Genomic DNA, 24,323 nt, shown 5'->3' on the forward strand with positions numbered 1-24,323 from the left:
CACGCCACGCCGTCGTACATTGCAGTTGAATACCGTTCCGAGGCCCGCTCGGACTGCGCTACTTGATGACGTATCCGTGCATGATGGTCATCACGGCGTCGACGCTCTGCTCGCGGGTCCGTTCCGGGTTGTACGTCTGACGGTCCAGTCCCACCACGAAGATCGCTCCGAAGATCGCTGCCTCCAGTGAACCCCGGGCAATGGACTCGTTGACCTTGTACCCGGACGCAACGCTTTCCACGGCCGAACCAATCACGGCCAGGAGCTCAGCCCGGAGTTCGGCGAATACGGCGCTCCACTCGCCGGGCGTGCGCCAGTTTTCACTGACCCACAGGCGGGCGAAGGAGGGGTAGTCGTCCATGAATTCCATGGCTTGGCCCACCATGTTGTTCATGGATTCCAAGGGGTCGCTGGCCTGTCCGCGAACGTCCTGGAGCCGGACCAGCATGATGTCCACACCGTGCCGAAGCAGCTGGGCAATCAGGTCCGACTTACTGCCGAAGTTGTAATAGACGGTCCCCTTGGAGACACCAGCCGCCGCCGCGATCTCGTCCACTGTGACCCCCGCGGCGCCGCGCTCGCCGATCAATTCCATGGAGGCCTCGAACAGGCGCTGCTTGGTGGCGTTGGTGCGGCCGGGGCGGAGTTTCTTCTCTGCAGGACCGGTGGGGACGGGCTCGGTGGTGCTCATACTGCGATCTCCGGCTTCAGCGTCTTGAGGGTCCACACCTTGTGCTTGCGGACGGCGAGCGTGGACAACGCCATTCCCAGCAAAGTGTATCCAAGCAGGCCCAGGACAGTGGGCCAGATCATGCTGAGCTCACCTCCGTAGATCAAGTGCCGCATGCCGGTCACCACGTAGCCCATGGGCAGGACCTCGTGCACCACGTGCAGCGGCATGGGGGTGGTTTGCCACGGGAACGTTCCTCCCGAGGACACCAGCTGCAGGACCAACAGGATCAGCACCACGAACTTGCCGGGTGTCCCCATCAGCGCCACGATGCCCTGGATGATCGCGCTGAAGGCCATCACTGCGGCCAGCATGAACAGCCACATGCCGATGGGGTGTGCGGGGTTCAAGCCCAGGCCAAGGTTCACCACGAGAGTGAGGATGGTGGCCTGCAGCACCGAGACCACGAAGAACGGCAGCCAGCCTCCGACGGCGATTTTCCAGGCAGGGGCGTTCGACGCCAGGGCCCGCTGGGTGATGGGCCGCATGGCCTGGACCAACATAAACACGCCGATCCACAGTGCCAGGGTCAGGAAGAAGGGTGCCAGTCCGGCGCCGTAAGAGCCTGCCTTCGCCTGCGAGACGTTGTCCACCGCCACGGGATCAGCAATCACCTTGGACACGCTGCTCTTCTGTTCATCGTTCGGGTTGGGGATGTCTCCCGCCCCCTTGGCGAGCTCGGTGGCAAGGGTGTGTGAACCATCGGCTGCGGTCACTGCGCCGCTGGCTAGCTGGCTTGCACCGTCGTCCAGTTGGCGGGCACCGTCGTCGAGCTTGGCCGCGCCGTCCAAAGCGGTCTGCTGTCCGGCGGCCAGTGTGGCTGCGCCGGTGTTCAGCTGTCCGGCACCTGCGGCGGCTTTCGAAATCGCGTCGGTGAGTGTTGGCGTGGCGCCGGCGAGTTTGGCAGCTCCGGCGCTCACGGCAGCAGAGCCGTCCGAGAGTTGCTGGATCTTGGCGGCGTCGCCGGAAATCTTGGCCTTCGCGTCCGTCACGGGGCTCGATGCCGCGGCGGCGTCGAAGTCCGCCAGGACCTTGGCGGCCTGCTCCTGCGTCAGCACACCGGCCGCGACCAGCCGCGCGTTGGACTCGACCACCCGGTTACGGAGGCCTTTGTCTGCCGCTTCGAGCTGCCCGACGACGTCCTGGACTTTGGCGTTCAGCTCGGCGTTTCCGGCGGCTACTTGGGCGGCGCCGTCGGCGAGTTTCCTGGAGTCCGCAGGCAGCGTCGCCGTCTTGTTCTTCAGCTCCGTGAGGCCTGAGCTCAGCTGGCTGGCCCCGGTGTTGAGCTGGACAGCACCGTCCCGCAGTTTGGTTTGACCGGCCACGAGTTGGTCGGCGCCGGCCACCAGTTCGGTGGTGCCGCCATGGAGGGTTGTGGCGCCGTCGCTCAGCTTCGTCACGCCCGTGGCCAGTTCCGAGGCTCCGTCCGCGGCTTTGACGATGGAGGCATGGATGGTTCCGAAGCCTGTGAGGAGCTGGTTTGCCGTTTCCTCACCCACCTCCTTGGCCACTGTGGAGTGAACCGCCGTGGTGAGCTTGTCCACGATGGTGCTCAAAAGGTAGTTGTTGGCGTCGTTGGTGGTGACGTGCAGCATGGCCTGGTTGGCGGCGTCGAAGCTGCCGGGCGAGACCAGGTTGGCGGAGAAGTCCTTGGGGATGCGCAGCGCGAAGGCGTACTCACCCGTACGGACACCGGCGTCTGCATCCTCGGCGCTGGAGACCGGCTTCCAGTTAAAGACGTGTCCCTCCACCAAGCTGTCGGCCACTTTCCGGCCGGCCTGCAGTTCGGTGCCGTCCGACGACGTTGCTCCCGTGTCCTCCACTACCAGCGCGGCGTCGATCTGGTTCAGGTTGCCGTACGGATCCCAGTTCGCATAGAGGTACACGGCGCCGTACAGCAACGGGACCATCGTCAGGGCGAGGATGGTCAGCTTGGGCAGGAGCCCGCCGGTCATGCGCTTGAGTTCGGAGCGGGCGAGCCGCAGAACAGTCACTTTGCAGTCCTTTGGAGGTTTTCGGATTCGGGGTCGACGGCCGCCTGGGGCGCCGCTGGAGTTTCGAGTGTTTCCGGCTCTTCAGTCACCGGCTCGGCAGCATGTTTGGCTTTAGGCTCGACGGCGGCCGCTGGCTTGGTTTCGGAGTGCGGGCCCTCCGCCTCCGGTTCGGGTGGATGCATCACGGAGTTGCCGATCACCGCGGCGGCTCCGGTCCAGTTCTCCGGGAGGGCACCGACGACGGCGACCACGGCAAGCGGCCGCCCGGCGTCGGACGCCAAAGCCTGAAGCCTGGGCAACCACGCTGCGGGATCTGCGCTGTGGCGGTCGGGGGAGTCCACCACGAGGAGGTCCGTGGCCGGATCCGCGAGGGCGAGTGCGGTCAGGAGTTCGAGCCGGCGGGTGGCGGGAATTTGTTCGATCCAGAGTCCCGCGATGTCCTCGAAGCTGTTGACCTTCAGCCACGGTTTGCTCAGCAACGCGCCGCGGTAGCGGCGGGGGATGAGGGAGAGGTCTTCGGTGACGAGGTCACGGACGCTGAGGTGCTGCTCGGGTTCGTTGACGCCGGGGGAATCCACCAGGGCGCTGGCGAGCCGGATCTTCTTGGTTTTAGTGGTGGTGTCCCAGCTGAGGACGCCGTTGCTGGGCTTCATGCGGCCGCTCAGGGCCAACGCCAAAGCGGTCCGCTGGTCCTGGCCCTCTCCGGCAACGAGCAGAAGTTCGCCGCGGCGGACCTGAAGTGACGTTGCCGGCAGGAGATCGTCCCGGCGGCCGTTGATCTGGAGTTGCTGTACGGACAGCACAATGAAGCCTTTCGCAGAAATGGTGTCTGCTGAAAGTCTAACTAAACTGACTGGTCAGTTCAAATAGAGATTTAGAGTCCGTACTTTTCCAGTAGCCGCAGCCATACTTCGCTGATGGTCGGATATGAAGGAACGGCGTGCCAGAGGCGGTCCAACTTCACCTCGCCCACGATCGCGATGGTGGCTGAGTGCAGGAGTTCTGCAACGCCGGGGCCCACGAAGGTGGCGCCGATGATCACCTGCCGATCCTCATCCACCACGATCTGGGCCCAGCCCTTGTAGTCGGGGGAGTGCAGTTGGGAACCGGACACGTTGATGGGGAGTTCCACGCCAGTGACGTTCCTTCCCTGCAAGAGGGCCTGCTCCAGGCTGGGCCCCACGGAGGCAACCTCGGGGTCGGTGAACACCACGCTCGGCACGGCATGATCGTTGGCAGTATGGGCCCACGGGCTCCACGGTTTCGGTGTGCCCTGGAGCTTGCCGTTGGCCCTTGCCACGATCGCGTCACCGGTAGCGCGGGCCTCGTACTTGCCCTGGTGGGTCAAAAGGACCTTGCCGGCGGCATCCCCCGCGGCATACAGCCAGAGTCCGCTGGTGCCATCGCTGGCCGGGCCCTCAACCAGGCCGCTGGCATCGGTCGTGACGCGGAGCGGCTTGCCGTTCCGGGGCTCGACGCCAACATTCTCCAAGCCCAGATTGGCCAGTGCGGGGTGCCTGCCTGAGGCCACCAACAGTTTGTCAGCGGTGACAGTTTTGCCGTCGAACGCGACTGTCACTGTGCCGTCGTCGTTCTTCTGTGTTCTCTCCACATCGGTGTGGACGTGAACGGTGACGCCGTCGGCGCGGAGTCCGGCCATCACCAGGGTGGCCGCCTCTTCCGGATAGCTGCTCAACAAACGACCCCGGGCAATCAGGGTCACGTCCGAGCCGAGCCGGGCGAATGCCTGCGCCATCTCCACGCCCGCTACGCCGCCGCCGAGCACGGTAAAGCGCCTGGGAATTTCCTTCGCTGCCGTGGCTCCGCGGGTGGTCCAGAACGGGACATCTTTCAAGCCGTCAATGTCCGGGATGGTGGGGGTGGAGCCGGTCGCGACCACCACGGCATGGTGTGCCTTGAGCGCGTAACTGTTACCGTCGAGGCCATCCACCTGGACCTCGCGCGGGCCCGTGATGCGGCCGCGGCCACGGATGAGCTCGATGCCCGCGCTGTCCAGCCACTCCACCTGGCTGCCGTCCTGCCAGTTGTTGGTGAACCAATCCCTGTTCTTCAGCGCAGCTTGGGCGTCAACCACTCCAGTAACAGCCTCGCTCGCGCCGGGCACCACCTGGGCAGCGTGGAGCACGTTCCCGGGACGAAGAAGTGCCTTGGAAGGGATGCAGGCCCAATAGGAGCACTCGCCGCCCACCAACTCGCTCTCGATAATCACCGCCGTAAGGCCGCCGCGGACCACCCGGTCCGCCACGTTTTCCCCTACGGCGCCCGCGCCGATCACGATTACATCGAATTCCCGGGAGGTCTCGGCAGTCATGGGAGAAGCCTACAACCGGCACCTGTACGTTGTGGGGCCCGCTCTGCGCGCCAGCGCCGGATTTTGGGGCGCAAAAGGGCCCAGCCAGGCGGCCACACTGTCCATATTTCGAGATGCACATCTCATATTGTGGGATTGGTGGCTAGGCTGCTTCGCATGGGAGAAGATTTGAGGCCTTTCGTCGATTGGGACTGGTGCAAGGAGAACGCTGGAAAAGTCGTTCTTGCCGATTCCCGCTGGTATCTGGACGGATCCTCCGGGAAGGACGCCTATGACCGCGGCCATCTTCCTGGTGCTGTTTTCATGGACCTTGACCAATGGTTGTCCGGGCCGGCGTCTCCTGAAGCCGGGAGGAACCCGTTGCCCGACCCCAACGTGTTTGCCGAAGGCATGCGGCGTGCAGGGATCAACGACTCGGACACGGTGATCGCCTACGACGACGCCGGCGGAGTCATCGCGGCCAGACTCGTGTGGATGCTCCGGTCGACAGGACACAACGCAGCGATACTGAACGGCGGCATGGCCGCTTACCAAGGCGAACTCACCACGCAGGCACCTTCACCACGGATGGGGGACTTTTCGGCCCAGGCCTGGCCAGCGCATCTACTGGCGGATATCTCCGAGGCCTCGTCTGCCACGTACCTGAGAGTGGATGCGAGGAACCGTGACCGCTTCGATGGACTCCGGGATCCCGTGGATCCCCGTCCCGGACACATCCCCGGTGCCGTGAATGTTCCGTGCCGCGGGAACCTCGACTCCACGGGACACTTGATCCCGGAACTGCAGGTTCGCGCGAACTTCGAGCTTGCCGGCGTTCTGTCCGCAGAGGGCGTCGTCTCCTACTGCGGCTCTGGAGTAACGGCCTGCCATAACCTGCTGGCCATGGAGCATGTGGGTATGGGCCATGGGAGGCTGTTCGTCGGCGGGTGGTCCCAGTACTCCCGTGCGCAGGAGATGCCAGAGGCGACGCTGTCACCGGGGTTGTGAGGCCTGCTTTGCGGGCCCGGCGCGGATTTTGAGGTGCGGAGCGGGCCTCGCAACGCTGCGAATCACGCGTGCATTGCGCCTTTGAACCAGCCCGTGATGGTGGCCGGGTGCGTGATGGCGGTGCCCACCACCGCGGCGAACGCCCCGGCGTCAAGGGCTTGCCGTGCGTGCGCAGGGGTATGGATGCGGCCCTCTGCGATGAGTGGCTTGCCCAGTTGGGCGGACGCGATCTGCTCCAGGAGCTCCAGGTCCGGGCCGTCAGTCTTGGGGCGCTCGCCGGTGTAGCCGGACAATGTAGTGCCGATCAGGTCAGCACCCGCCTCGACGGCGGCAACAGCGTCGTCGAAGGAACCGCAATCAGCCATGACCAGTGCGTGTGATTCCGCGTGGAGACCAGCCACCGTTTCGCCCAGGGAAAGCCCATCCGGGCGGGCCCTCCGCGTTCCGTCAATCGCCACAACGTGCGCACCGGCATTCGCTACCGCCAAGGCGTGGCGCAGCGTGGGTGTGATGAAGACGCCATCGTGGCCGTCTTTCCACAGGCCAATGACAGGAACCTCGACGGCGGCGCGCGTGAACTGCACGTCCGCCAACCCTTGGACGCGGATCGCCGCAGCGCCTCCGCTGACAGCCGAGGCCGCCACCTGGGCGGTGGTCCGGGGATCGCGCATGGGCTCGCCGGGGTAGGCCTGGCACGAGACGATCAGTTGTGAGCGGAGGGCCTCGAGGCCTTCGGTGGTGAGAATCATGGGATCTCCCTTTACTTAGGGCCTGGTAGGACGAGTTTCGCGGCGCCAACAATCGCCGCCGTGTTGCCAAGTGTTGCCCGGAGGACAGGGATGGCAGCCAAGGGAGCCAGGAGTTCTTCCCGGAGTGCCGTTTCCATGGGCTTCCACCACAGTTCACCGGCATCGGCAAGGCCGCCGGAGATCACCACGGTTTCAGGATCAAGGATGTTGATAAGGCCGCCCACTGCCTGTCCAGCAGCGGCTGCGCCAATGTCGACAGCACGCAAAGCCGCGGCGCGGCTGTCCGCAGAGCCTGCGGCAGCACCGCCGTCGTGGGCTTCAGCAGCGGCCAGCGCAAACACGCCCCGCGCGTCCAATGCCTCCCGTGCAGAACCGCCACAGCGAAGAAACGCCTCAAAAAGAGCGGGCCCGGAAGCCACAGCCTCAACGTGCCCGGAACCACCGCACACGCACGGCAGTGGAACACCGTCGGAGTAGGCATAGGGAGAAGCGAAATGCCCCACATGCCCACCCACAAAACGGTGACCCACTACAGGAACGCCGTTCAGGACAAAACTCCCGCCAACTCCTGTTCCGAACGCCACCATGAGTGAACTCGATGACCCGGCGGCGGCGCCAAGCCAAGCTTCTCCGAGCGCGTGTGCGTGGACGTCGTTGACGGCGCGGACGGCCGGGGCAGGAAGCGAAAGACGCGCGGCAAGCCCCGAAACAAGCGCAGTCCCGGCCCAACCATGAATCGCATCGGTCGCGGAGACCACCACCCCTGAAGACGCGTCTATCACACCGGCGGAGCCGATGCCGACGCCGGAAACCGACATGCCGGCGTCGGCAGCGCGCTCCACCAAGCCCGCGATCAGCGCAGCGGTGGCGTCCAAAATTGCTTCGCCACCGGCCCGGTTCAACGTAGGAATGGTCTCCGACATCAACACGTCGCCGGAAGGCGTGACAACTCCGGCGGCGGTTTTGGTGCCGCCGAGGTCAACGCCGATCACGTGGTTCATGGAAGGGGTCATCGAAGCTTAGACCAGCCCGTTCCGCTCCAGGATTGAACGAATGAGAGCAGTCTCGGAGTCATCCAAGGAAAGCATCGGCGAGCTCATGGTGTTGGATTCGATGACGCCCATTACCTGCAGTGCGGTCTTGAAGGCGCCCAGGCCCGCAGCACCACCGGAAACGCGGCCGTTGGGGGCGTAGACGATCTCGAAGACGTCGGCCAGGCGGTCCTGCTCCCTTGCCGCGAGAGCCCAGTCACCGGCCTGGGCGGCGTCGAACAGGCGGCGGTAGCCGGCCGGATCAACGTTGCCGAGGCCCGGAACAACACCCTGCGCGCCGCCGAGGAGAGCGCCGTCCACCACAACTTCGTGACCCGTGAAGATGTCGAAGTTGGGGATGTCCTTGGCCGCGAGGAGGAGTTGGCGGAAGGAGACGTCGTCACCGGAAGAGTCTTTGACGCCGGCAATGACGCCATCGCGGCCGAGCCGGACCAGCAGGTCGGTGGGCAGCTTGAAGTGCGTGCGGACAGGAACGTCGTAGGCGAAGATCGGCTTTTCGATGGCCGCGTGGATGCTGCGGAAGTGCGTTTCGGTCTCCGCGGCGTTGCCGATTGCGTAGTACATGGAGGTGACCACGATCGCGTCAGCGCCGAGGTCAACCACCTTGCGGGCTTCCTCGATGACGCGGGTGGTGGTCTGCTCGTTGGCACCCACGATCAGCGGGACCGCCCCGGCATTGGCGTCGGCGATGGTGGAGACCACCAGTTCACGCTCGTCGTTGGTCAGATAGGGGACTTCGCCGGAGGAGCCCAGGACGAAAAGGCCGGACACACCGCCGTCGATCAGGTGCTTGGTGACGTTCTTCAGCGACGCGGTGTCGATGCTGCCGTCTGCGTGGCGGGGGGTGATGACCGGGGGGATGACGCCCTGGAACTGAGTGGACACAGAATTCTCCGTTGTTTGTAGCTTGTGAAAGGAAAAACTAGATGTGGAGCAGGCTCGGCGCGGCACCCAGCAGCTTCTTGGTGTAGTCGTTGCTCGGGTTGTCGAAGACCTGGCTGGCTGTGCCTTGCTCGACGATTTTGCCGAAGTACATGACGCAGATCCGGTCCGAGACGTAGCGGACGGTCTGGATGTCGTGCGAGATGAACACCATGCCGAGGTTGAGCTGCTTCTTCAGGTCGGACAGCAGGTTCAGGACCTGCGCCCGGACGGAAACGTCCAGGGCCGACGTCGGCTCGTCCGCCACGATGATGTCCGGGTCCAAGGCCAGCGCCCGGGCAATCGCCACGCGCTGGCGTTGACCTCCGGAAACTTGCGACGGCGTCACTTCGGCTGCCGATTGCGGCAAGCCCACCAGCGCCAACAGTTCCTTGACCTTGGCAGCACGGGATGACGCGTTGCCGATGCCATGGATCTGCAGGGGATCCGTCAGGATGTCCAGGATGGTCATGCGCGGGTTCAGTGCCGTTGCCGGGTCCTGGAAGACCACGGAGACCGAACGGCCGAATTCCTTGCGCATGGCCGCGTTCCGTTTGATGGCCGGTTTTCCGTGGAAAAGGACCTTGCCCGACGTCGGCGGTTGAAGTCCCACAAGCACTGACGCGAGTGTGGACTTGCCGCAGCCGGACTCACCAACGATGCCCACGGTTTCGCCGCGGCTGATGGTGAAGTCCACGCCGTCCACCGCTTTGACGATGTTCGGACGGAACAGGCCACCAGTCCGTGCGTGGTGATAGACCTTGACGTCCCTGAGCTCAATGACCGGCTTTGATTCTTGGTGAATTGATTGGCTCATTTCGCGTCCTCCTTCAAATGGCTCGCCCAGTAGTGGTCGGCGTCACCGCCGTTGACGGAGTCAACCGAAGAAACCGTGGTGAGGACCAGCTTCTGGTGGGGATCGGCGTCGGGCCTCAGTGAGCGGGCCGCGAAGCGGTCTCCCGTGGCAAAGTCCCGAGGTGACGGCACCGTGCCCGGAATCTGGTGGAGACGGACGGCGTCGGCCTCAATGGAGAGGACAGCACCCAGCAGGCCACGGGTGTACTCATGCTTGGGGTTCTGCAGGAGCTCGGAGGCCTGTGCGGACTCCACCACCTGGCCCGCGTACATCACCGTGATGCGGTGCGCCAGGGAAGCAACCAAGGCGAGGTCATGGCTGACGAACACCATCGCGAAGCCGAGCTGTTCGCGGAGCTCGTTGAGGAGGTCCACCACCTGTTTCTGGACAGTGACGTCAAGGGCGGTGGTGGGCTCGTCGGCTACAACGATCTTCGGTGAACGCGACAACGCCATGGCGATCAGCACGCGTTGGCGCTGGCCGCCGGAGAGCTCGTGCGGGTAGCTGGCGAGGGTCCGGACGGGATCCAGTTTCACCATCTCCAAGAGCTCGGTGGGAGTCTTGCGGCCGCCGCGCTTGGTGAGCTGTTCCAGCTGGTCCTTGATCTTCATGGACGGGTTCAGCGAGCTCAGCGCGTCCTGGTAGACCATGGCGATCTGCTCGCCGCGAAGGCCTTCGTACGCCTTGGGGTTGCTGTGTTCGGTGGTGGAGTCCAGGAGTTCCTTGCCATCGAAGGTGATGGACCCGGTGACTTGGGCGGTCTTGGGCAGGAGCCCCATCACAGCAAGTGAGGTGATGGACTTGCCACAACCGGATTCGCCTACCAAGCCCATGGTCTCACCTTCGCGGACCGTGAAAGAGACGTTGTCCACGATTGCAATGTCGCCGAAGCGGTTTGGGAAACGGATGGACAGGTTCTTCACTTCGAGGACATTGCGGGCTCCTGGGGAGACCTGCGGGAGCCGGTCGGTGCGCTTCGCCTCGATGGCTGCCAGGAGCTCCAGTTCGCGGTCCAGGAGGAGGTGCGGGTTGGCGGCGGCCAGCCTCACGTCGGTGAGGACGGCCGCAGTCTCGACACCGGAGGTGACGGTGTCGCTGGAAGCCGCACGAACGCCGTCGAGCTCGTGTTGCTCAACCACGGACGGCTGGGCCACCGAGGTTGCTACCTCAGCGTCGACAGCAACGGCGGCTGAAGCACCGTCGTCGTCCTTCACCACCGGCGCGCGCCGAAGCTTCGGGTTCACCATGGCGTCGGTGAGGCCCTCAGCCAGGATGTTCAGGGACAACACGGTCAGCAGGATGGTCAGACCCGCGAAGGTGGTAGCCCACCAACCGCCGGAGAGGACCAGGTTGCGGCCATAGGAAATCACATTTCCCCAGGACGGCGCGGGATCCTGGACGCCGGCCCCCAGGAAGGAAAGCGAGGCTTCCAGGATGATGGCGTCAGCCACCATGACCGTTGCGAACACCAGCACTGGAGCCGCGGTGTTGCGGACGATGTGCTTGACCAGGATGTAGAAACGTCCGGCGCCGATCACGCGTTCAGCACGGACGTAGTCTTCGCCGTACTGTGCCAGCACGTTGGCGCGGACTACGCGGGCAAGCTGCGGTGTGTAGATGATGGCGATGGCAATGATGATGGTGGGGACCGAGTTGCCGAACGCGGCCAGCAACACAGCTGCGAGAGCGATACCCGGGAACGCCATGAGGATGTCCATGAGCCGCATGATGATCTCGTTGACGGATTTGCTGGAGGTCGCGGCGAAGGAACCAAGGAGCGCTCCGGCAAGGATGGCCAACGCAACCGCCCCGAGGCCGATCATCAGCGAGGACTGTGCGCCGAAGAGGAGGCGCGAGAAGATGTCGCGGCCCAGGCGGTCGGTGCCGAAGAAGTGCTCGGCGCCGGGCGGGGTGGCCGGGATGAAGGTCTCCAGTGGATCGTGCGGGGCGATGACCGGCGCGAAAATGGCGGCGAGGACAATCACGATGAGGAAGAGCAGGGCGATACGCGAGCCCCAGGGCAGGGCCTTGAAACGAATGCCCGGGGCACTTAGCCGTTCTGCGAGCTTGCTGCGCATGAGCTATACCGTCCTGATTCGGGGGTTGATGAGCAGGTAGAGAAGGTCCACCACGATGTTCACCAAGACAAAGGTGACCGAGATGGTGAGCACCACGCCCTGGACCAGGTTGACGTCAAGGTTGGTGATGCCGTTGAGGATCAGTTGGCCCATGCCGGGCAGGGCGAAAATCATTTCAATCACGACGGCGCCGCCCAGCAAGTAGCCGACGCGAAGTCCCAGCACGGTCACCGGGGTGACGAGCGCGTTGCGGAGGACGTTCTTGGAGACGACCTCGCGGTAAGGGACCCCGTTGCCGATGGCGGTGCGGACGTAATCGCGGTCCAGTTCTTCCACCATTGAGGTACGGACCACGCGGATCAGCGACGCAGACACCGGGATGCCGAGCGCCAAGGCCGGGAGGGCCATGGAGTTGAGCCAACCGCCGAAGCCGGATTCCGGCGTCGCGATTCCGCCCGAGGGGAACATGGGGTTGGCGCCGAGCGCGAACCACTGGATGAGCAGGATGCCCAGCCAGAAGGACGGCGTGGCGATCGCGGCGATGGAGAAGACGCGGACCAACTGGTCCTGCCACTTGTCGCGATACAGGGCGCCGAGGATGCCGAACGCGAGCGAGAGCACAATCGCGATAAGGACACCCAGGAAGGTCAGCTGCAGCGTCAGGGGAAACGCTGAGCCGATCATGGACGCCACCGACTTTGCCGGTGGGGTGGTGACACCGAGGTCGAACTGCAGGAGCTTGCCGAGGAATCGGAAGTACTGCAGGACCAGGGGATCGTTCAGGCCATTGTCCTGGCGGTACTGCTGCTTGGCTTCTTCGCTGGCGCCGTCGCCGAGGGCCGAACTGGCCTGGTCGCCGGGAGCGGCCTGCAGGACGAGGAAGACGAGCAACGTAATGCCCAGGATCATTAATGGCAATGCTGCAAGTCTGCGGCCAAGCAAACGCAATATCGTGACCAATGTGTTCTCCGGTTGGTTGGGGTGGTGCTGGTTGTGGGGCCCACTCTGCGGGGCTATTAGGGAGATTCAGGCCGCAGGGCGGGCCTCACAACAGGGAGGGTGCTTAGGCGGTTCGTCCGACGTCGATAAATGACAAGCCGGTGGTGGGCAGAGGCTGGAAGCCGTTGAGCTTCTTCTCGTCCCAGGCGCTGGGGAGCTGGCGATGGAAGACCGGGTACAACGGAACCTCGTCGGAAACCATGTCCACGATTTCACCCACGATCTTCTTGGCCGCGTCACCGGATGCCTGGGAGCCCTTGTTCATGAGTTCCTGCAGCTTGGCGCGTTCCGGGGTGGTCCAGAAGGCGCGCTTGTCCATCCAGGTTGCGCCGGAGTAGAACCAGCTCAGGAGAAGGTCTGCGTCATTGCCGAAGACCGAGGGATCGCCAGGGGCCGCGACTACGGAGAAGTCGCCCTTGCCCACGCGGTCGCTGTACAACGCGCCGGACTGAAGGCTCTTGACGGTGACCTTGACGCCCGGGATCTTGTTCCAGGACTCGAGGATCAGCGGTGCAACGTCCTTGACCCAAGCGGTGTCCGTGGTGAGGAGCTCGAATTCGAGGGTGGTGACGCCGGCCTGCTTCAGGAGGTCTACAGCTTTGGAAGTATCAAAGCTGTAGACGTTCTTGGCCTTGACGTAGTCCGGGTGGCCTTCCTGGAAGTAGGAAGTGGCGGCTTTGGCGTTGCCGAACAGCGCTTTCTTGATGATGGATTCTTTGTCCATGCCGTAGTGCAGGGCCTGGCGGACCAGCTTGTTGTCGAACGGGGCCTTGGCGCAGTTGAACATGAGGAACAGCAAGCCGAAGGATTGGACGGATTCAACTTTGACCTTGGACTTCAGTCCGTCGACGTCAAGGTAAGGAACGTCTTCGATCGCTTGGACACGGCCGGACTGGACCGCCGTGACACGGGCTGCGGCATCTGAGAGCAGCAGCCAGGTCATGCCCTTGGCCAGCGCAGGCTTGGGGCCGTTGTAGTCGGCGAACGCCTCGAAGACGATCTTGTCGTCCTTGACTGCGGAGATGAGTTTGTACGGTCCGGAGCCGACTGGCTTAGCGTCGAACGCCTTAAGGTCGGTAGCGAGTGCCTTGGGGACGATCTTGACCACTGAGATGCGGGGTCCGAAGCCGGGGAAGGCGTACTTAAGGGTGAACTCCACCGTCTTGGCGTCCAGCGGCTTGACGTCCTGGATGAAGGGAATGAACTGGGAGAACAAGGACTTGTTGGCCGGATCCATCACACGGGTGAAGGAGAAAGCGACGTCCTCGGTGGTGACGGGGGAGCCGTCGTGGAATTTCGCGCCCTCGCGAATGGTCACCTGGTAGGTGGTGTCGTTGATCTTTTTGGGGTCCGCTGCGGCGAGGGCGTTGTAAGGCGCGCGGGTGGCCGGGTGCAGTTCGATGAGGCCTTCGAAGATGTGCAGGTTGGCGGCCATCGGCGTGGCTCCGGAGGAGCTGAGGGGATCGAAACCGGTGGACAGCGCGTAGGAGATGCCGGCCTCAATGGTGAGGTCCTTATTGACCGCGGCAGTGTTGGTGGTGGTACCGGTGGTGGTGCTGGCAGCGCCGCCGCACGCAGAGAGTGTTGCCGTGAAGGCGGCTGCTGCACCAACTGCGCCGCTTAGCTTCAGGAAGTTCCGGCGGCTGGCGTCGTTGACCAGCGGCAGGCTGTGGATCGTCTTGCTCATAGGGTGCCTCACCATTCGCGTTTCGTGGGTTATCGGATGTAGGACGTCCGATGCTCGTATGGAAACTGTAAGGGCGGTCACAACGGAACGTCAAGTGAGAATGTGCGCTTGGGTTGCTGCCGCGCGCCTGGCGGCCTGCCGGCTGCGGCCGGTCCTGAGGGGAAATCTCAACGATTTCCCAGTACATAGCTATGACGGAGGTGGGACATCCGATATTGTATGTTGCGAGTCACTCATTCTGGGGTGGGCACTAAGCTCGCCTCAATATTAACACCGCACCTGCTCTCGGAACCGGCCTTTGCCGGTCTGCGGGCCGGTGCATCGGCAAGGAGAAAGCCATGACAACTTCCGGTGTGGTTCCGCAGGCGCGGTTCAGTGCACAGGCCCGGCTGCGTGCGTTGCAGTCGGACATTATGGAATTGATTCTTGAGCGCGAGCTCGAGGCGGGCGATCCGTTGCCGACCGAGAGCGAGCTGTCCGGTGCCCTGGGCGTGGGCCGCAACACGCTCCGAGAGTCACTCAAGGTGCTGCAGGCCTTGGGTGTCATCGAAATCCGTCACGGCTTCGGCATGTTCGTGGCGCCGAGCAACTTTGACGCACTGGCTGACGGCCTGACGTTCAGGGGCCGGCTCTCACTGCGGCATCAGGGGCTGGAGGCCTTGCAGCTGGTGGATGTGCGCCAGGCGTTGGAGTCCGGCCTGATCGGCTCGTCCATGGATGTCATGACCAAAGAACAGCTCGCGTCCATCGAAGAAGCCGTGAAGCAGATGGAAGAGCTGGCCGCTGCCGGCGAAAACTTCGTGGCCGCGGACGCCGAATTCCACCGTCGCCTCTTCGAACCCCTCAACAACGAGCTCCTGATCAACCTCATGGGCGTGTTCTGGAAGGTGTACCGGAAGATCCACGTGGAGATCGGTCCAGGGAACGAGGACCTGGCGAAGACTGCTGCGATGCACCGAGACATTTACGGAGCTGTGGCGGCAGGGGACAAGGTCCTGGCGTCCGAGCTGCTCAACCGACACTTCGATGGCATCCGCCGCCGCATCAGCGAGGCAGTCGGGGAGTAAACGCCCCGTACTTAACGAAAGGGCCGTCGTCGTACTTTTGAAAAGTACGACGACGGCCCTTTGCGTTCGGCGTGCAAGTCACCGCACATGCAAGTCAGTGGGGCTGGCCCGGGCACAACAAAAGACCCGCACCGGCGAACCGGTGCGGGTCTTGATTTGTGCGCCCAAAGGGATTCGAACCCCTGACCTTCTGTTCCGTAGACAGACGCTCTATCCAGCTGAGCTATGGGCGCATTTCGTGTGATTCTCGGCGGTCTGTTTCTCTGACCCCCTCGAACCTCAATAAACTTTACAGAAGTTCATGTGAAGTTCCAAATCGAAAAGCTGTAATCTGCGCAACTAGACCGGTCTACGTGACCTTAGTCACTTAAATCTCCGTTCTGGCTAACCCAACCCCTTATTTCTAGCGGTTTTTACTTTTGGGCTGTGTGGATGTCCGATGTCTGACAACGGATTGGTCTGGTCCGCGGCCCCTATCGTTTAGGACACACCACTGAACCCGAGGAAGGGAACCGCAATGGGCGATCTGGCGCGACTGCCGCTGCTTGAGAAGGCACCTACTACGCATGCACGCCTGCTGGCCTGGGTTGAGGAAGTTGCCGAGCTGACTCAGCCGGACCGCATCCACTGGGTTGATGGCAGCGAAGCAGAAAACAAGAAGCTCACCGACGAACTCGTTGAGGCCGGCACGTTGAAGCGGCTGAACCCGGAGACGTTCCCGAACTCTTTCGCAGCATTCTCCGACCCTGCTGACGTTGCCCGTGTAGAAGAGCAGACCTTCATCTGCTCCGAGAACGAGCGCGACGCAGGCTTCACCAACAACTGGATGGCCCCGGCCGAAATGAAGCAGAAGCTGCGCGGATTGTTCGCCGGCTCCATGCGCGGCCGCACCATGTACGTCATTCCGTTCGTCATGGGCCACCTGGATGCCGAGGACCCCAAGTTTGGCGTCGAGATCACCGACTCCGCCTACGTTGTTGCCTCCATGCGCATCATGGCCCGCATCGGCACGGATGTCCTGGACCGCATCACACAGACCGACGCCTTCTTCGTCCCCGCCCTCCACTCGCTGGGTGCACCGCTGGAAGCCGGCCAGGCTGACGTTGCCTGGCCGTGCAACACGGACAAGTGGATTGTGCACTTCCCCGAAGAGCGCTCCATCTGGTCCTTCGGCTCCGGCTACGGCGGAAACGCCCTCCTGGGCAAGAAGTGCTACGCGCTGCGCATCGCTTCGGTGATGGCACGCGACGAAGGCTGGCTGGCCGAGCACATGCTCATCCTTAAGCTGACCTCGCCGGAGCAGAAGACCTACTACGTTTCCGCGGCATTCCCGTCCGCTTGTGGCAAGACCAACCTTGCGTTGCTCGACCCCACCATCAAGGGCTGGAAGGTTGAGACCCTTGGCGACGACATCACGTGGATGCGCTTCGGCAAGGAAGGCGAACTCCGCGCCGTCAACCCCGAAGCCGGCCTTTTCGGCGTTGCACCGGGTACCGGCTGGGGCACCAACCCGAACGCCATGCGCGCCATCGCCAAGGGCAACAGCATCTTCACCAACGTGGCACTGACCGACGACGGTGGCGTCTGGTGGGAAGGTATGACGGAGGAAACTCCGGCGCACCTGACCGACTGGCGCGGCGAGTCCTGGACTCCGGACTCCGACGCCCCGGCAGCGCACCCGAACTCCCGCTTCTGCACGCCGATCGACCAGATCGACATGCTGGCCGAGGAATACTTCAGCCCGGAAGGCGTGGAGCTCTCCGCAATCCTGTTCGGCGGCCGACGCAAGACCACCATCCCGCTGGTCACCGAGGCCCGCGACTGGTCCAACGGCATCTTCATGGGTTCCACGCTGTCCTCCGAGACCACCGCTGCTGCCGCCGGTGCCGTCGGCGTCGTCCGCCGCGACCCCATGGCCATGCTGCCGTTCATCGGCTACGACGCGGGGGACTACCTGAATCACTGGGTGAACCTGTCCGCCAAGGCCAATCCGGAGCGACTGCCAAAGATCTTCCTGGTCAACTGGTTCCGTCGCACGGCCGAAGGCGGCTTCGCCTGGCCTGGCTTCGGAGACAACGCCCGTGTGCTCAAATGGGCCATCGAGCGTCTCGAGGGCAAGGCCGACGCTGTGGAAACGCCGATCGGCTTCGTGCCCACCGGCGAATCCATCGACCTGGAGGGCTTGAACATGACCCCGGCCGAGGTTGAGTCGGCTGTTCGAGTCGATCCTGAGGAATGGGCAACTGAGTTGGCATCCATTGAAGAATGGTTCGCGAACTTCGGCGATTCGCTCCCGGCGGCGCTCCAGTCCGAGCTGGACGGTCTGAAGACCCGTCTGGGCTAGACCTCTTAGGAACAACGGCGTTCTTAAGTGAACGACGACGGCCCGTCACCTTTCGATTGAAAGGTGGCGGGCCGCCGTCGTTCTTGCGGCAGATGTCACCGGCGGGTTTTCCTGCCTTGGTTGGCGGGCCGCACGTCCGGGCCCAAGACTTCGTTGTGGATCCGGGTGGAAGTCGGTGTTCGCAGCGTCTGCCGTCATTGCCCACTGAGTGCCCAGCCCACCCAAGGTGCCGGAACGGTGGCCCCTTATGGCTGGGCGGCCGGTACCCTGAACTCCGGCCGCAGCCCGATGGACTGGAACACCGGGTTCATCTGGCGGGCGTGGGGGAGAGAAGCGATAACCACGGTATCCAGTTCGGTGTAGAACGCTTCCCTGGCCCGATTCATCGCGTGGCGAAGGGCGCATTCATTGATGAGCGGGCAGTTCTTGGTGGGGGACTGGCACTCCGCTGGATCCTGTCGGCTGTCCAGATGCCTCAGGACTTCCCCAACGGTGGCTCGCCGCCCTGATTCATTGAGCCGGGAACCGCCCAGCCGTCCTCGTTCAACGTCGATATATCCCAGGGCACGGAGGCGGACCATGGCCTTGCTGACATGGTTGTACGGTGTACCCACGGCATCCGCCACTGCCTGGGTGGTCAGGAGCAAACCTTCGGGGGCCGCGGCCAACACCATGATGGCGCGGAGGCTGACATCTGCGAACGCGTTGATTTTCATGGCATCAGCTCCCGGGTAGGGTCCAGCTCACGGGCAGGGTCTAGTCCACCCAGATGGATGGCTCGTGTGTATCGGGTTCCATCGCGCTGAAGGCAAAGCCCTCCGCCGTGGGAGTGTACGGAATGATCGCTGCCAGGACTTCGCCGTTCCGGTGTTCGGCTGCACCATGGATACCGTCGGACCCATGGTCCGGCAGGCTGACGTCGCTCACCACTGCTACGGCCCGGTAATCGTCCCGGCCCTGTCGCAGCAGATCATGGACGTCGGTCAGCATTTGGCCGGCGTCGACGTCACCGTTTTCGTCCGGCTCACCGGGAGCAATCATCACTATCCGCAGTTCGCCGTCGTTGGACAGCGTGATGCCGAAAGGGAAAAATCCGCCGTTCTGCTGGATGTGTTCCTGGGCAGTGCCCAAAGCGGTGCCCAAGGTTTCACGGAGTTCGCGGTCCTGGTCGGTTTCTTCCGGGACGTCTGTGGCAGCGTGCTGATCGTTCATGCCTGAACCTAGGCCCGGACCAGTGCGAGGACGCGGTCGCGGATCTTTTCCATGGTGGGCTGATCCTTCGCTTCGGCGTTCAGGCGGAGGAAGGGTTCGGTGTTGGAGGGGCGCAAGTTGAACCACCAGCTGCCGTCCTTGGCCGTAAAGGTGCTGCCGTCCATGTGGTCGATGTCAATGTCTTCTGTTTCAAAGTCGGCGCGGACGCGTTCAACGGCGGCTGCTTTGTCCTCGATCTCGGAGTTGATTTCTCCGGAAGAGACGTAGGGCTCGTACTGGCGGCCGAGTTCGGACAACGGACCGTCCTGCTCGCCCAAAGCAGCCAGGACGTGCATGGCGGCGAGCATGCCGGTATCGGCGTTCCAGAAGTCCCGGAAGTAGAAGTGAGCGGAGTGCTCCCCGCCGAACACGGCACCTTCTTCGGCCATGACGGCTTTGATGAAGGAGTGTCCCACACGGGTCCGTACCGCACGGCCGCCATCCTTGGCGACGAGCTCCGGGACGGCTTTTGAGGTGAGGAGGTTGTGGATGATCACAGGGGTTTCTTCCCCTGCGGCCTGGGCACGGGCGATTTCGCGCCGGGCCACCATGCCGGTGATTGCAGACGGCGAGACAGACTCGCCCTTCTCGTCGATCACGAAGCAGCGGTCAGCGTCGCCGTCGAATGCCAGACCGATGTCCGCGCCGTGCTTGACGACGGCGGCCTGCAGGTCGCGCAGGTTCTCCGGCTCCAGGGGGTTGGCCGGGTGGTTGGGGAAAGAACCATCCAGTTCAAAGTACAGCGGGACAATCTCAAACGGCAGTGCCGGGAGCAGTTTGTCGCCAAGGACTGCCGGGGTGGTCAGCCCCGCCATGCCATTACCGGCGTCGACCACGATCTTCAGCGGACGGGAGCCGGAAAGGTCCACGAGCTGGCGCAGGTATTCCGAGTAGTCCTTCAGCACATCACGCACGCCGATCTCGCCGCGGGTACCCGCAGCCGGGATGGTCCCGGAGTTCAGGTACTGCTCTGCCAAGGCCTGGATTTCCTTCAGGCCGGACTCCGAGGAGATGGGCTGGGCGCCGGCTTTGGCCATTTTGATGCCGTTGTATTCTGCCGGGTTGTGGCTGGCCGTGAACGTGGCACCGGCAGCGTTCAACGCACCGCAAGCGTAGTAGAGCTCATCGGTGGAGATCAGGTCCAACAGAAGGACGTTCGCTCCGCGCGTTGCTGCGCCGTTGGCGAAGGCCTGGCTGAACTCCGGAGAGGACGGACGCATGTCCCCTCCGACCAGGACGGTCTCGCCTTCGAGGCCCAGGACGTCGATAAAGGCAGCACCCACGGCCTCGACGATTTCCGCCGTGATGGACTCACCAACGATCCCACGGACGTCATACGCCTTAAAGGATGCCGAGAGGTCGAATGTCTTGTTCTGCTCGCTAGTCACGCGCTCAATCCTACTGTGGCAACGCAAACGGGCTGGAATGCGGAACCTGGCTTGTGGATAATCGTTGTCCACATAGCAGGACCTGCAGGTTATGGCTGTCAGGGTCGGCTGGAATACTGGGGTGATGGCCAACAACTCCCAGAACGCTGCCGTTTCCGTGCAATCACCTACCCAGCACCAGGCTTTGGAATGTCTGCGGGAGTTGGTGGGGCACCCGGAAGCCCAGTTCCATGACGGCCAGTACGAGGCCATCGAAGCGTTGGTTGATGCCGGACGCCGGGCCTTGGTGGTTCAGCGTACCGGTTGGGGAAAATCGGCTGTCTACTTCGTTGCCTCGCTGCTGCTGCGCAGGCGGGGTGCGGGCCCCACTCTGATTGTTTCGCCGTTGCTGGCGCTCATGCGGGACCAGGTTGCCGCTGCCGCACGGGCAGGAGTCCGGGCTGTGGCCATCAACTCCGCCAATGCCCTGGAATGGGACACCGTCCTGGCCCAATTGGCCGCTGATGAGGTGGATGTCCTCCTGGTCTCTCCTGAACGGCTGACCAACCCCTCCTTCCGGGAGAACCAGCTCCCGGAACTCATCCGCCGTACCGGCCTTTTGGTCATTGATGAGGCTCACTGTATTTCGGACTGGGGACATGACTTCCGTCCGGATTACCGCCGGATTGCGGACCTCATTGCACAACTGCCGGCGTCGGTTCCCGTCCTGGCCACCACGGCCACCGCCAATTCCAGGGTGGTCCATGACATCGAGGAGCAACTCGGTGATGGCGTACTGACCATCCGTGGCGCCCTGGGCCGTGAATCGCTGCGCCTGGGCGTCCTGACACTGCCCGATTCCCGGGACCGCTTGGGCTGGTTGCTGACGCATCTGGCGGATATGCCTGGCAGTGGCATCATTTATACGCTCACGGTCTCGGCGGCTGAGGATACTGCCAGGCTTCTGGCTGAAGCCGGACACAATGTTCTCTCATATACCGGACGCACAGACCCTGCCGGCAGGGAGCGCGCAGAACAACTCCTTAAGGACAACCAGGTAAAGGCTCTCGTGGCCACGTCCGCCTTGGGAATGGGATTCGACAAGCCGGACCTGGGCTTTGTCATCCACCTCGGCGCGCCGTCCTCGCCTGTGGCTTACTACCAACAAGTTGGCCGTGCAGGACGTGGAGCGGCCAACGCAGATGTCCTGTTGCTTCCAGGCTCCGAGGACCGTGAAATCTGGCAGTACTTTGCCACGGCCTCCATGCCGTCGGCCGAGAAAGCGAACGCTGTCCTCACTGTCCTCGGCGAAGCCGGTTCGGCGCTGTCCACGGTGGCTCTGGAAGCCAGGGTGGATCTTCGCCGAACACCGCTGGAACTCCTCCTCAAAGTCCTGGCGGTCGATGGAGCCGTGGAACGCGTCGGTGGGGGCTGGCGCTCCACCGGGGTCCCGTGGAACTACGACGCCGATCGTTACTCACGTATTGCCGAGGCACGCGTGGACGAGCAGGATTCCATGGTGATCTACCAGGACACCGCCGGGTGCCGCATGGAATACATCACCTCGGTGCTGGACGACGAAACCGCGGCCGCGTGTGGGCGCTGTGACAACTGCGCCGGCCGATGGTTTCCCGTGGACGTGGCAGCCTCCGCCGCCGATGCCGCAGGACAGACTCTGCGCCGGGCCGGAATAGCCGTGGAACCACGCCTTCAATGGCCCAGTGGAATGGACCGTCTCGGTGTTGCGGTCAAGGGAAAGATCAAGCCCGATGAGAGTGTGTCCGAGGGACGGATTCTTGCCAGGCTCACCGACCTTGGCTGGGGTGGGTCGCTCCGCGAACTGTTCGCTGCCGGGGCGCCGGACCGGGCGGTGGATCCAGCCATGCTGCAGGCATGTGTCCAGGTCCTGCGCGAATGGTCAGGTGCTGAGGGTGGGACTCCCTGGAGCGGAGTCGGCCGTCCGGCAGCCGTGGTCAGTGTCCCCTCACGGAGCAAGCCGCAGTTGGTCGGGACCTTGGCTCAAGGAATCGCGGGCATAGGGCAAATGCCCTACCTCGGACAACTGCAACCCCAGCACGGCGGGCCCACCGGCGCACGTGGAGGGAACAGTGCGTACCGGCTGGCAGGGGTGTGGGACAGGCTGGTGGTCGGTCCCGATCTCGCCCAGGCTTTGGCGGGCCTCGGTGGCCAACCCGTGCTGTTGGTCGATGACCTCATTGACAGCCGATGGACCATGACGGTCTCGGCCAGGGCGTTGCGCCAAGCCGGAGTGGGCGCGGTGCTGCCGCTCGCGCTGGCCCAAGCTGGGTAGTCCGGCGAGAGCCGGGTAGTGCCGCCCAAGCTGGGTAGCCCATCGGTCCCTCTCCGCTGGAACTACGTCATGTTGTGATCGCTCCCACGCTGCATCTATAGGATCGAGCAAACAGCCTGCTCACCGTGGCAGGCACACGCCAGAACCCGGACCGGAGCCATGAGCGCAAACCCGAGCAACACCGACGTCGATGCCGCCGACCAGACGACGTGGCGGCCGCGCCTGGCGCTGCTGGTGGCTGCGACGTTTTTCATGGAGTTCCTGGACGGGACCATCCTCACCACGGCCATTCCCAGCATTGCCTCCGATTTCCGGGTAGCACCGGCCGACATCAACATCACCATGACGGCGTATCTGGTAACGGTCGCCATGGGCATCCCGTTGAGCAGTTGGCTGGCGGAGCGTTTCGGCGCGCGCAGGATTTTCTGTCTCGCAATCTCGGTGTTCACTCTTGCCTCCCTGTTCTGCGCGATCAGCACCGACCTGACCATGCTCACGCTCAGCCGGGTGGCCCAGGGCATGGGCGGAGCCATGATGGTTCCCGTGGGGACCCTGGTGGTGCTGCGGGGCACTCCCAAATCCGAACTTCTCCGGGCCACCGCCTACCTCGTGTGGCCTGGCCTGCTTGCTCCCGTGCTGGCTCCGATGGTTGGCGGCGCCCTGACCACCTTCCTGTCATGGCACTGGATCTTCATCATCAACGTCCCACTGGGGCTGGCTGCCTTCATTGCGGCCCTCAGGCTGGTGCCGCGGACACAATTCGACGGGAAGCGCCGACTGGACTGGTTCGGCCTGTTGCTGACCACGCTGGGTGTAGGCGCGTTGGTGGTGGGCTTGGAGACCCTGGGTGGGCACGCATCAAATGTCCTGGCCGCCGGAGTTGTCTTTGCCGGAGTACTGTCGCTGGCCGGCGCGGTCTGGTGGATGAGCAAAGCGAAAGTTCCCCTGTTCAACCTCAGCGTCTTCGGTACCCGGACCTTCAGGGCAACATCCACCGGGGGTTTCATCTACCGGTTGACCATCAGCTCGGTCCCTTTCCTGCTGCCCCTGATGTTCCAGGACGGGTTTGGCTGGGATCCCCTGAAGGCCGGTGTCATGGTGGCGGCGGTGTTCGTGGGCAACATTGGGATCAAACCGGCCACTACGCCGTTGATCCGGCGTTTCGGATTCAAACCGGTGCTCGTTTTTGCCTCGTTCGCGTCGGCCGTGACGTTTGCCATGTGCGCTTTCCTTGACGCCCAAACACCCGAACCGCTCATTTTCGCCCTGCTGCTGTTCAGCGGCGCCTTCCGTTCCATTGGTTTCTCCGCCTACGCCTCGGTGCAGTACGCAGATATCGTCCCGGGGCAGTTGCCCTCGGCCAACGCCATATCGGCAACGCTGGTTCAGTTGGCGGCAGCGGCCGGGATCGCCGTGGGTGCTTTGTTCCTGCGCCTGTTCGAGGCCACCGAGGTGTTCGGTCCGGATCAAGTGGCGGCCTATAAGGGGGCCTTCGTGGCCATGGCAGTTCTGATGCTGATCAGCACTGTGGACAGCCTCACCCTCCACCGCCATGCGGGGGCTGAAGTCAGCGGCGGTTCAAAGCGGCGTTAAACGCA

At 63.5% G+C, this 24,323-nt stretch carries 19 protein-coding genes and 1 tRNA gene; 5 read left to right on the forward strand and 15 right to left on the reverse strand.

The window, feature by feature from the left end:
* Positions 1-58: 58 nt before the first annotated feature.
* The 4 genes from AYX22_RS04595 to AYX22_RS04610 form a co-directional block, all read right to left on the reverse strand.
* The gene (locus AYX22_RS04595) at positions 59-691 is read right to left on the reverse strand and encodes a TetR/AcrR family transcriptional regulator (protein ID WP_207596309.1); all 633 of its coding nucleotides are present in this window, start codon (positions 689-691) and stop codon (positions 59-61) included.
* Positions 688-2,724 (reverse strand): YhgE/Pip domain-containing protein, encoded by a 2,037-nt coding sequence (locus AYX22_RS04600; protein WP_207596311.1) that lies wholly within the window; start codon positions 2,722-2,724, stop codon positions 688-690. Before AYX22_RS04600 ends, AYX22_RS04595 begins: the two co-directional genes overlap by 4 nt.
* Positions 2,721-3,527, reverse strand: coding sequence for an ABC transporter ATP-binding protein (locus AYX22_RS04605; RefSeq protein ID WP_207596313.1), 807 nt, complete (start codon positions 3,525-3,527; stop codon positions 2,721-2,723). Before AYX22_RS04605 ends, AYX22_RS04600 begins: the two co-directional genes overlap by 4 nt.
* A 71-nt stretch (positions 3,528-3,598) precedes the next feature.
* The gene (locus tag AYX22_RS04610) at positions 3,599-5,056 is read right to left on the reverse strand and encodes an NAD(P)/FAD-dependent oxidoreductase (protein WP_207596315.1); all 1,458 of its coding nucleotides are present in this window, start codon (positions 5,054-5,056) and stop codon (positions 3,599-3,601) included.
* Positions 5,057-5,212: 156 nt separating this feature from the next.
* On the opposite strand from AYX22_RS04610, the gene AYX22_RS04615 reads away from it, so the two are divergent.
* Positions 5,213-6,043 (forward strand): sulfurtransferase, encoded by an 831-nt coding sequence (locus AYX22_RS04615; protein WP_207596317.1) that lies wholly within the window; start codon positions 5,213-5,215, stop codon positions 6,041-6,043.
* 62 nt (positions 6,044-6,105) lie between these two features.
* Here AYX22_RS04615 and AYX22_RS04620 read toward each other — a convergent pair whose 3' ends face one another.
* From AYX22_RS04620 to AYX22_RS04650, 7 genes are all read right to left on the reverse strand, one after another.
* Positions 6,106-6,792 (reverse strand): N-acetylmannosamine-6-phosphate 2-epimerase, encoded by a 687-nt coding sequence (locus AYX22_RS04620; RefSeq protein ID WP_207596318.1) that lies wholly within the window; start codon positions 6,790-6,792, stop codon positions 6,106-6,108.
* Between the two features lie 11 nt (positions 6,793-6,803).
* Positions 6,804-7,793, reverse strand: coding sequence for an ROK family protein (locus AYX22_RS04625; protein ID WP_207597474.1), 990 nt, complete (start codon positions 7,791-7,793; stop codon positions 6,804-6,806).
* Positions 7,794-7,811: 18 nt separating this feature from the next.
* On the reverse strand, positions 7,812-8,729 hold the full coding sequence (locus tag AYX22_RS04630; RefSeq protein ID WP_207596319.1) for a dihydrodipicolinate synthase family protein: 918 nt from the start codon (positions 8,727-8,729) through the stop codon (positions 7,812-7,814).
* Positions 8,730-8,766: 37 nt separating this feature from the next.
* The gene (locus tag AYX22_RS04635) at positions 8,767-9,582 is read right to left on the reverse strand and encodes an ATP-binding cassette domain-containing protein (RefSeq protein WP_207596321.1); all 816 of its coding nucleotides are present in this window, start codon (positions 9,580-9,582) and stop codon (positions 8,767-8,769) included.
* Positions 9,579-11,699 (reverse strand): dipeptide/oligopeptide/nickel ABC transporter permease/ATP-binding protein, encoded by a 2,121-nt coding sequence (locus tag AYX22_RS04640; RefSeq protein WP_207596322.1) that lies wholly within the window; start codon positions 11,697-11,699, stop codon positions 9,579-9,581. The genes AYX22_RS04635 and AYX22_RS04640 overlap by 4 nt, the downstream gene beginning before the upstream one ends.
* A 3-nt stretch (positions 11,700-11,702) precedes the next feature.
* Entirely contained in the window at positions 11,703-12,608 is a 906-nt protein-coding gene (locus AYX22_RS04645; protein ID WP_141285599.1) for an ABC transporter permease, read from the reverse strand.
* 154 nt (positions 12,609-12,762) lie between these two features.
* Positions 12,763-14,400 (reverse strand): ABC transporter substrate-binding protein, encoded by a 1,638-nt coding sequence (locus AYX22_RS04650; protein ID WP_207596324.1) that lies wholly within the window; start codon positions 14,398-14,400, stop codon positions 12,763-12,765.
* 323 nt (positions 14,401-14,723) lie between these two features.
* Between AYX22_RS04650 and AYX22_RS04655 the strand changes: the two genes are divergently transcribed.
* The gene (locus tag AYX22_RS04655; RefSeq protein WP_089593757.1) at positions 14,724-15,452 is read left to right on the forward strand and encodes a FadR/GntR family transcriptional regulator; all 729 of its coding nucleotides are present in this window, start codon (positions 14,724-14,726) and stop codon (positions 15,450-15,452) included.
* Positions 15,453-15,611: 159 nt separating this feature from the next.
* On the opposite strand, the gene AYX22_RS04660 is transcribed toward AYX22_RS04655, so the two are convergent.
* A tRNA-Arg gene (locus AYX22_RS04660) sits at positions 15,612-15,685 on the reverse strand.
* Positions 15,686-15,969: 284 nt separating this feature from the next.
* On the opposite strand from AYX22_RS04660, the gene AYX22_RS04665 reads away from it, so the two are divergent.
* Positions 15,970-17,796 (forward strand): phosphoenolpyruvate carboxykinase (GTP), encoded by a 1,827-nt coding sequence (locus AYX22_RS04665; RefSeq protein ID WP_207596326.1) that lies wholly within the window; start codon positions 15,970-15,972, stop codon positions 17,794-17,796.
* 245 nt (positions 17,797-18,041) lie between these two features.
* Here AYX22_RS04665 and AYX22_RS04670 read toward each other — a convergent pair whose 3' ends face one another.
* The 3 genes from AYX22_RS04670 to AYX22_RS04680 are packed head-to-tail and all read right to left on the reverse strand — an operon-like array spanning position 18,042 to position 20,435.
* Entirely contained in the window at positions 18,042-18,512 is a 471-nt protein-coding gene (locus AYX22_RS04670) for an Rrf2 family transcriptional regulator (protein WP_207596328.1), read from the reverse strand.
* 40 nt (positions 18,513-18,552) lie between these two features.
* The gene (locus AYX22_RS04675; RefSeq protein WP_207596330.1) at positions 18,553-19,008 is read right to left on the reverse strand and encodes a hypothetical protein; all 456 of its coding nucleotides are present in this window, start codon (positions 19,006-19,008) and stop codon (positions 18,553-18,555) included.
* Between the two features lie 8 nt (positions 19,009-19,016).
* The gene (locus AYX22_RS04680) at positions 19,017-20,435 is read right to left on the reverse strand and encodes a phosphomannomutase/phosphoglucomutase (RefSeq protein ID WP_207596331.1); all 1,419 of its coding nucleotides are present in this window, start codon (positions 20,433-20,435) and stop codon (positions 19,017-19,019) included.
* 124 nt (positions 20,436-20,559) lie between these two features.
* Between AYX22_RS04680 and AYX22_RS04685 the strand changes: the two genes are divergently transcribed.
* Both AYX22_RS04685 and AYX22_RS04690 read left to right on the forward strand, forming a co-directional pair.
* Complete coding sequence (locus AYX22_RS04685) at positions 20,560-22,725, forward strand: RecQ family ATP-dependent DNA helicase (RefSeq protein WP_207596333.1); 2,166 nt, start codon at positions 20,560-20,562, stop codon at positions 22,723-22,725.
* 159 nt (positions 22,726-22,884) lie between these two features.
* Positions 22,885-24,318, forward strand: coding sequence for an MFS transporter (locus tag AYX22_RS04690; protein ID WP_207596335.1), 1,434 nt, complete (start codon positions 22,885-22,887; stop codon positions 24,316-24,318).
* The last annotated feature ends 5 nt before the right edge of the window (positions 24,319-24,323 follow it).

Source organism: Arthrobacter sp. D5-1 (assembly GCF_017357425.1).
Taxonomy (GTDB): domain Bacteria; phylum Actinomycetota; class Actinomycetes; order Actinomycetales; family Micrococcaceae; genus Arthrobacter.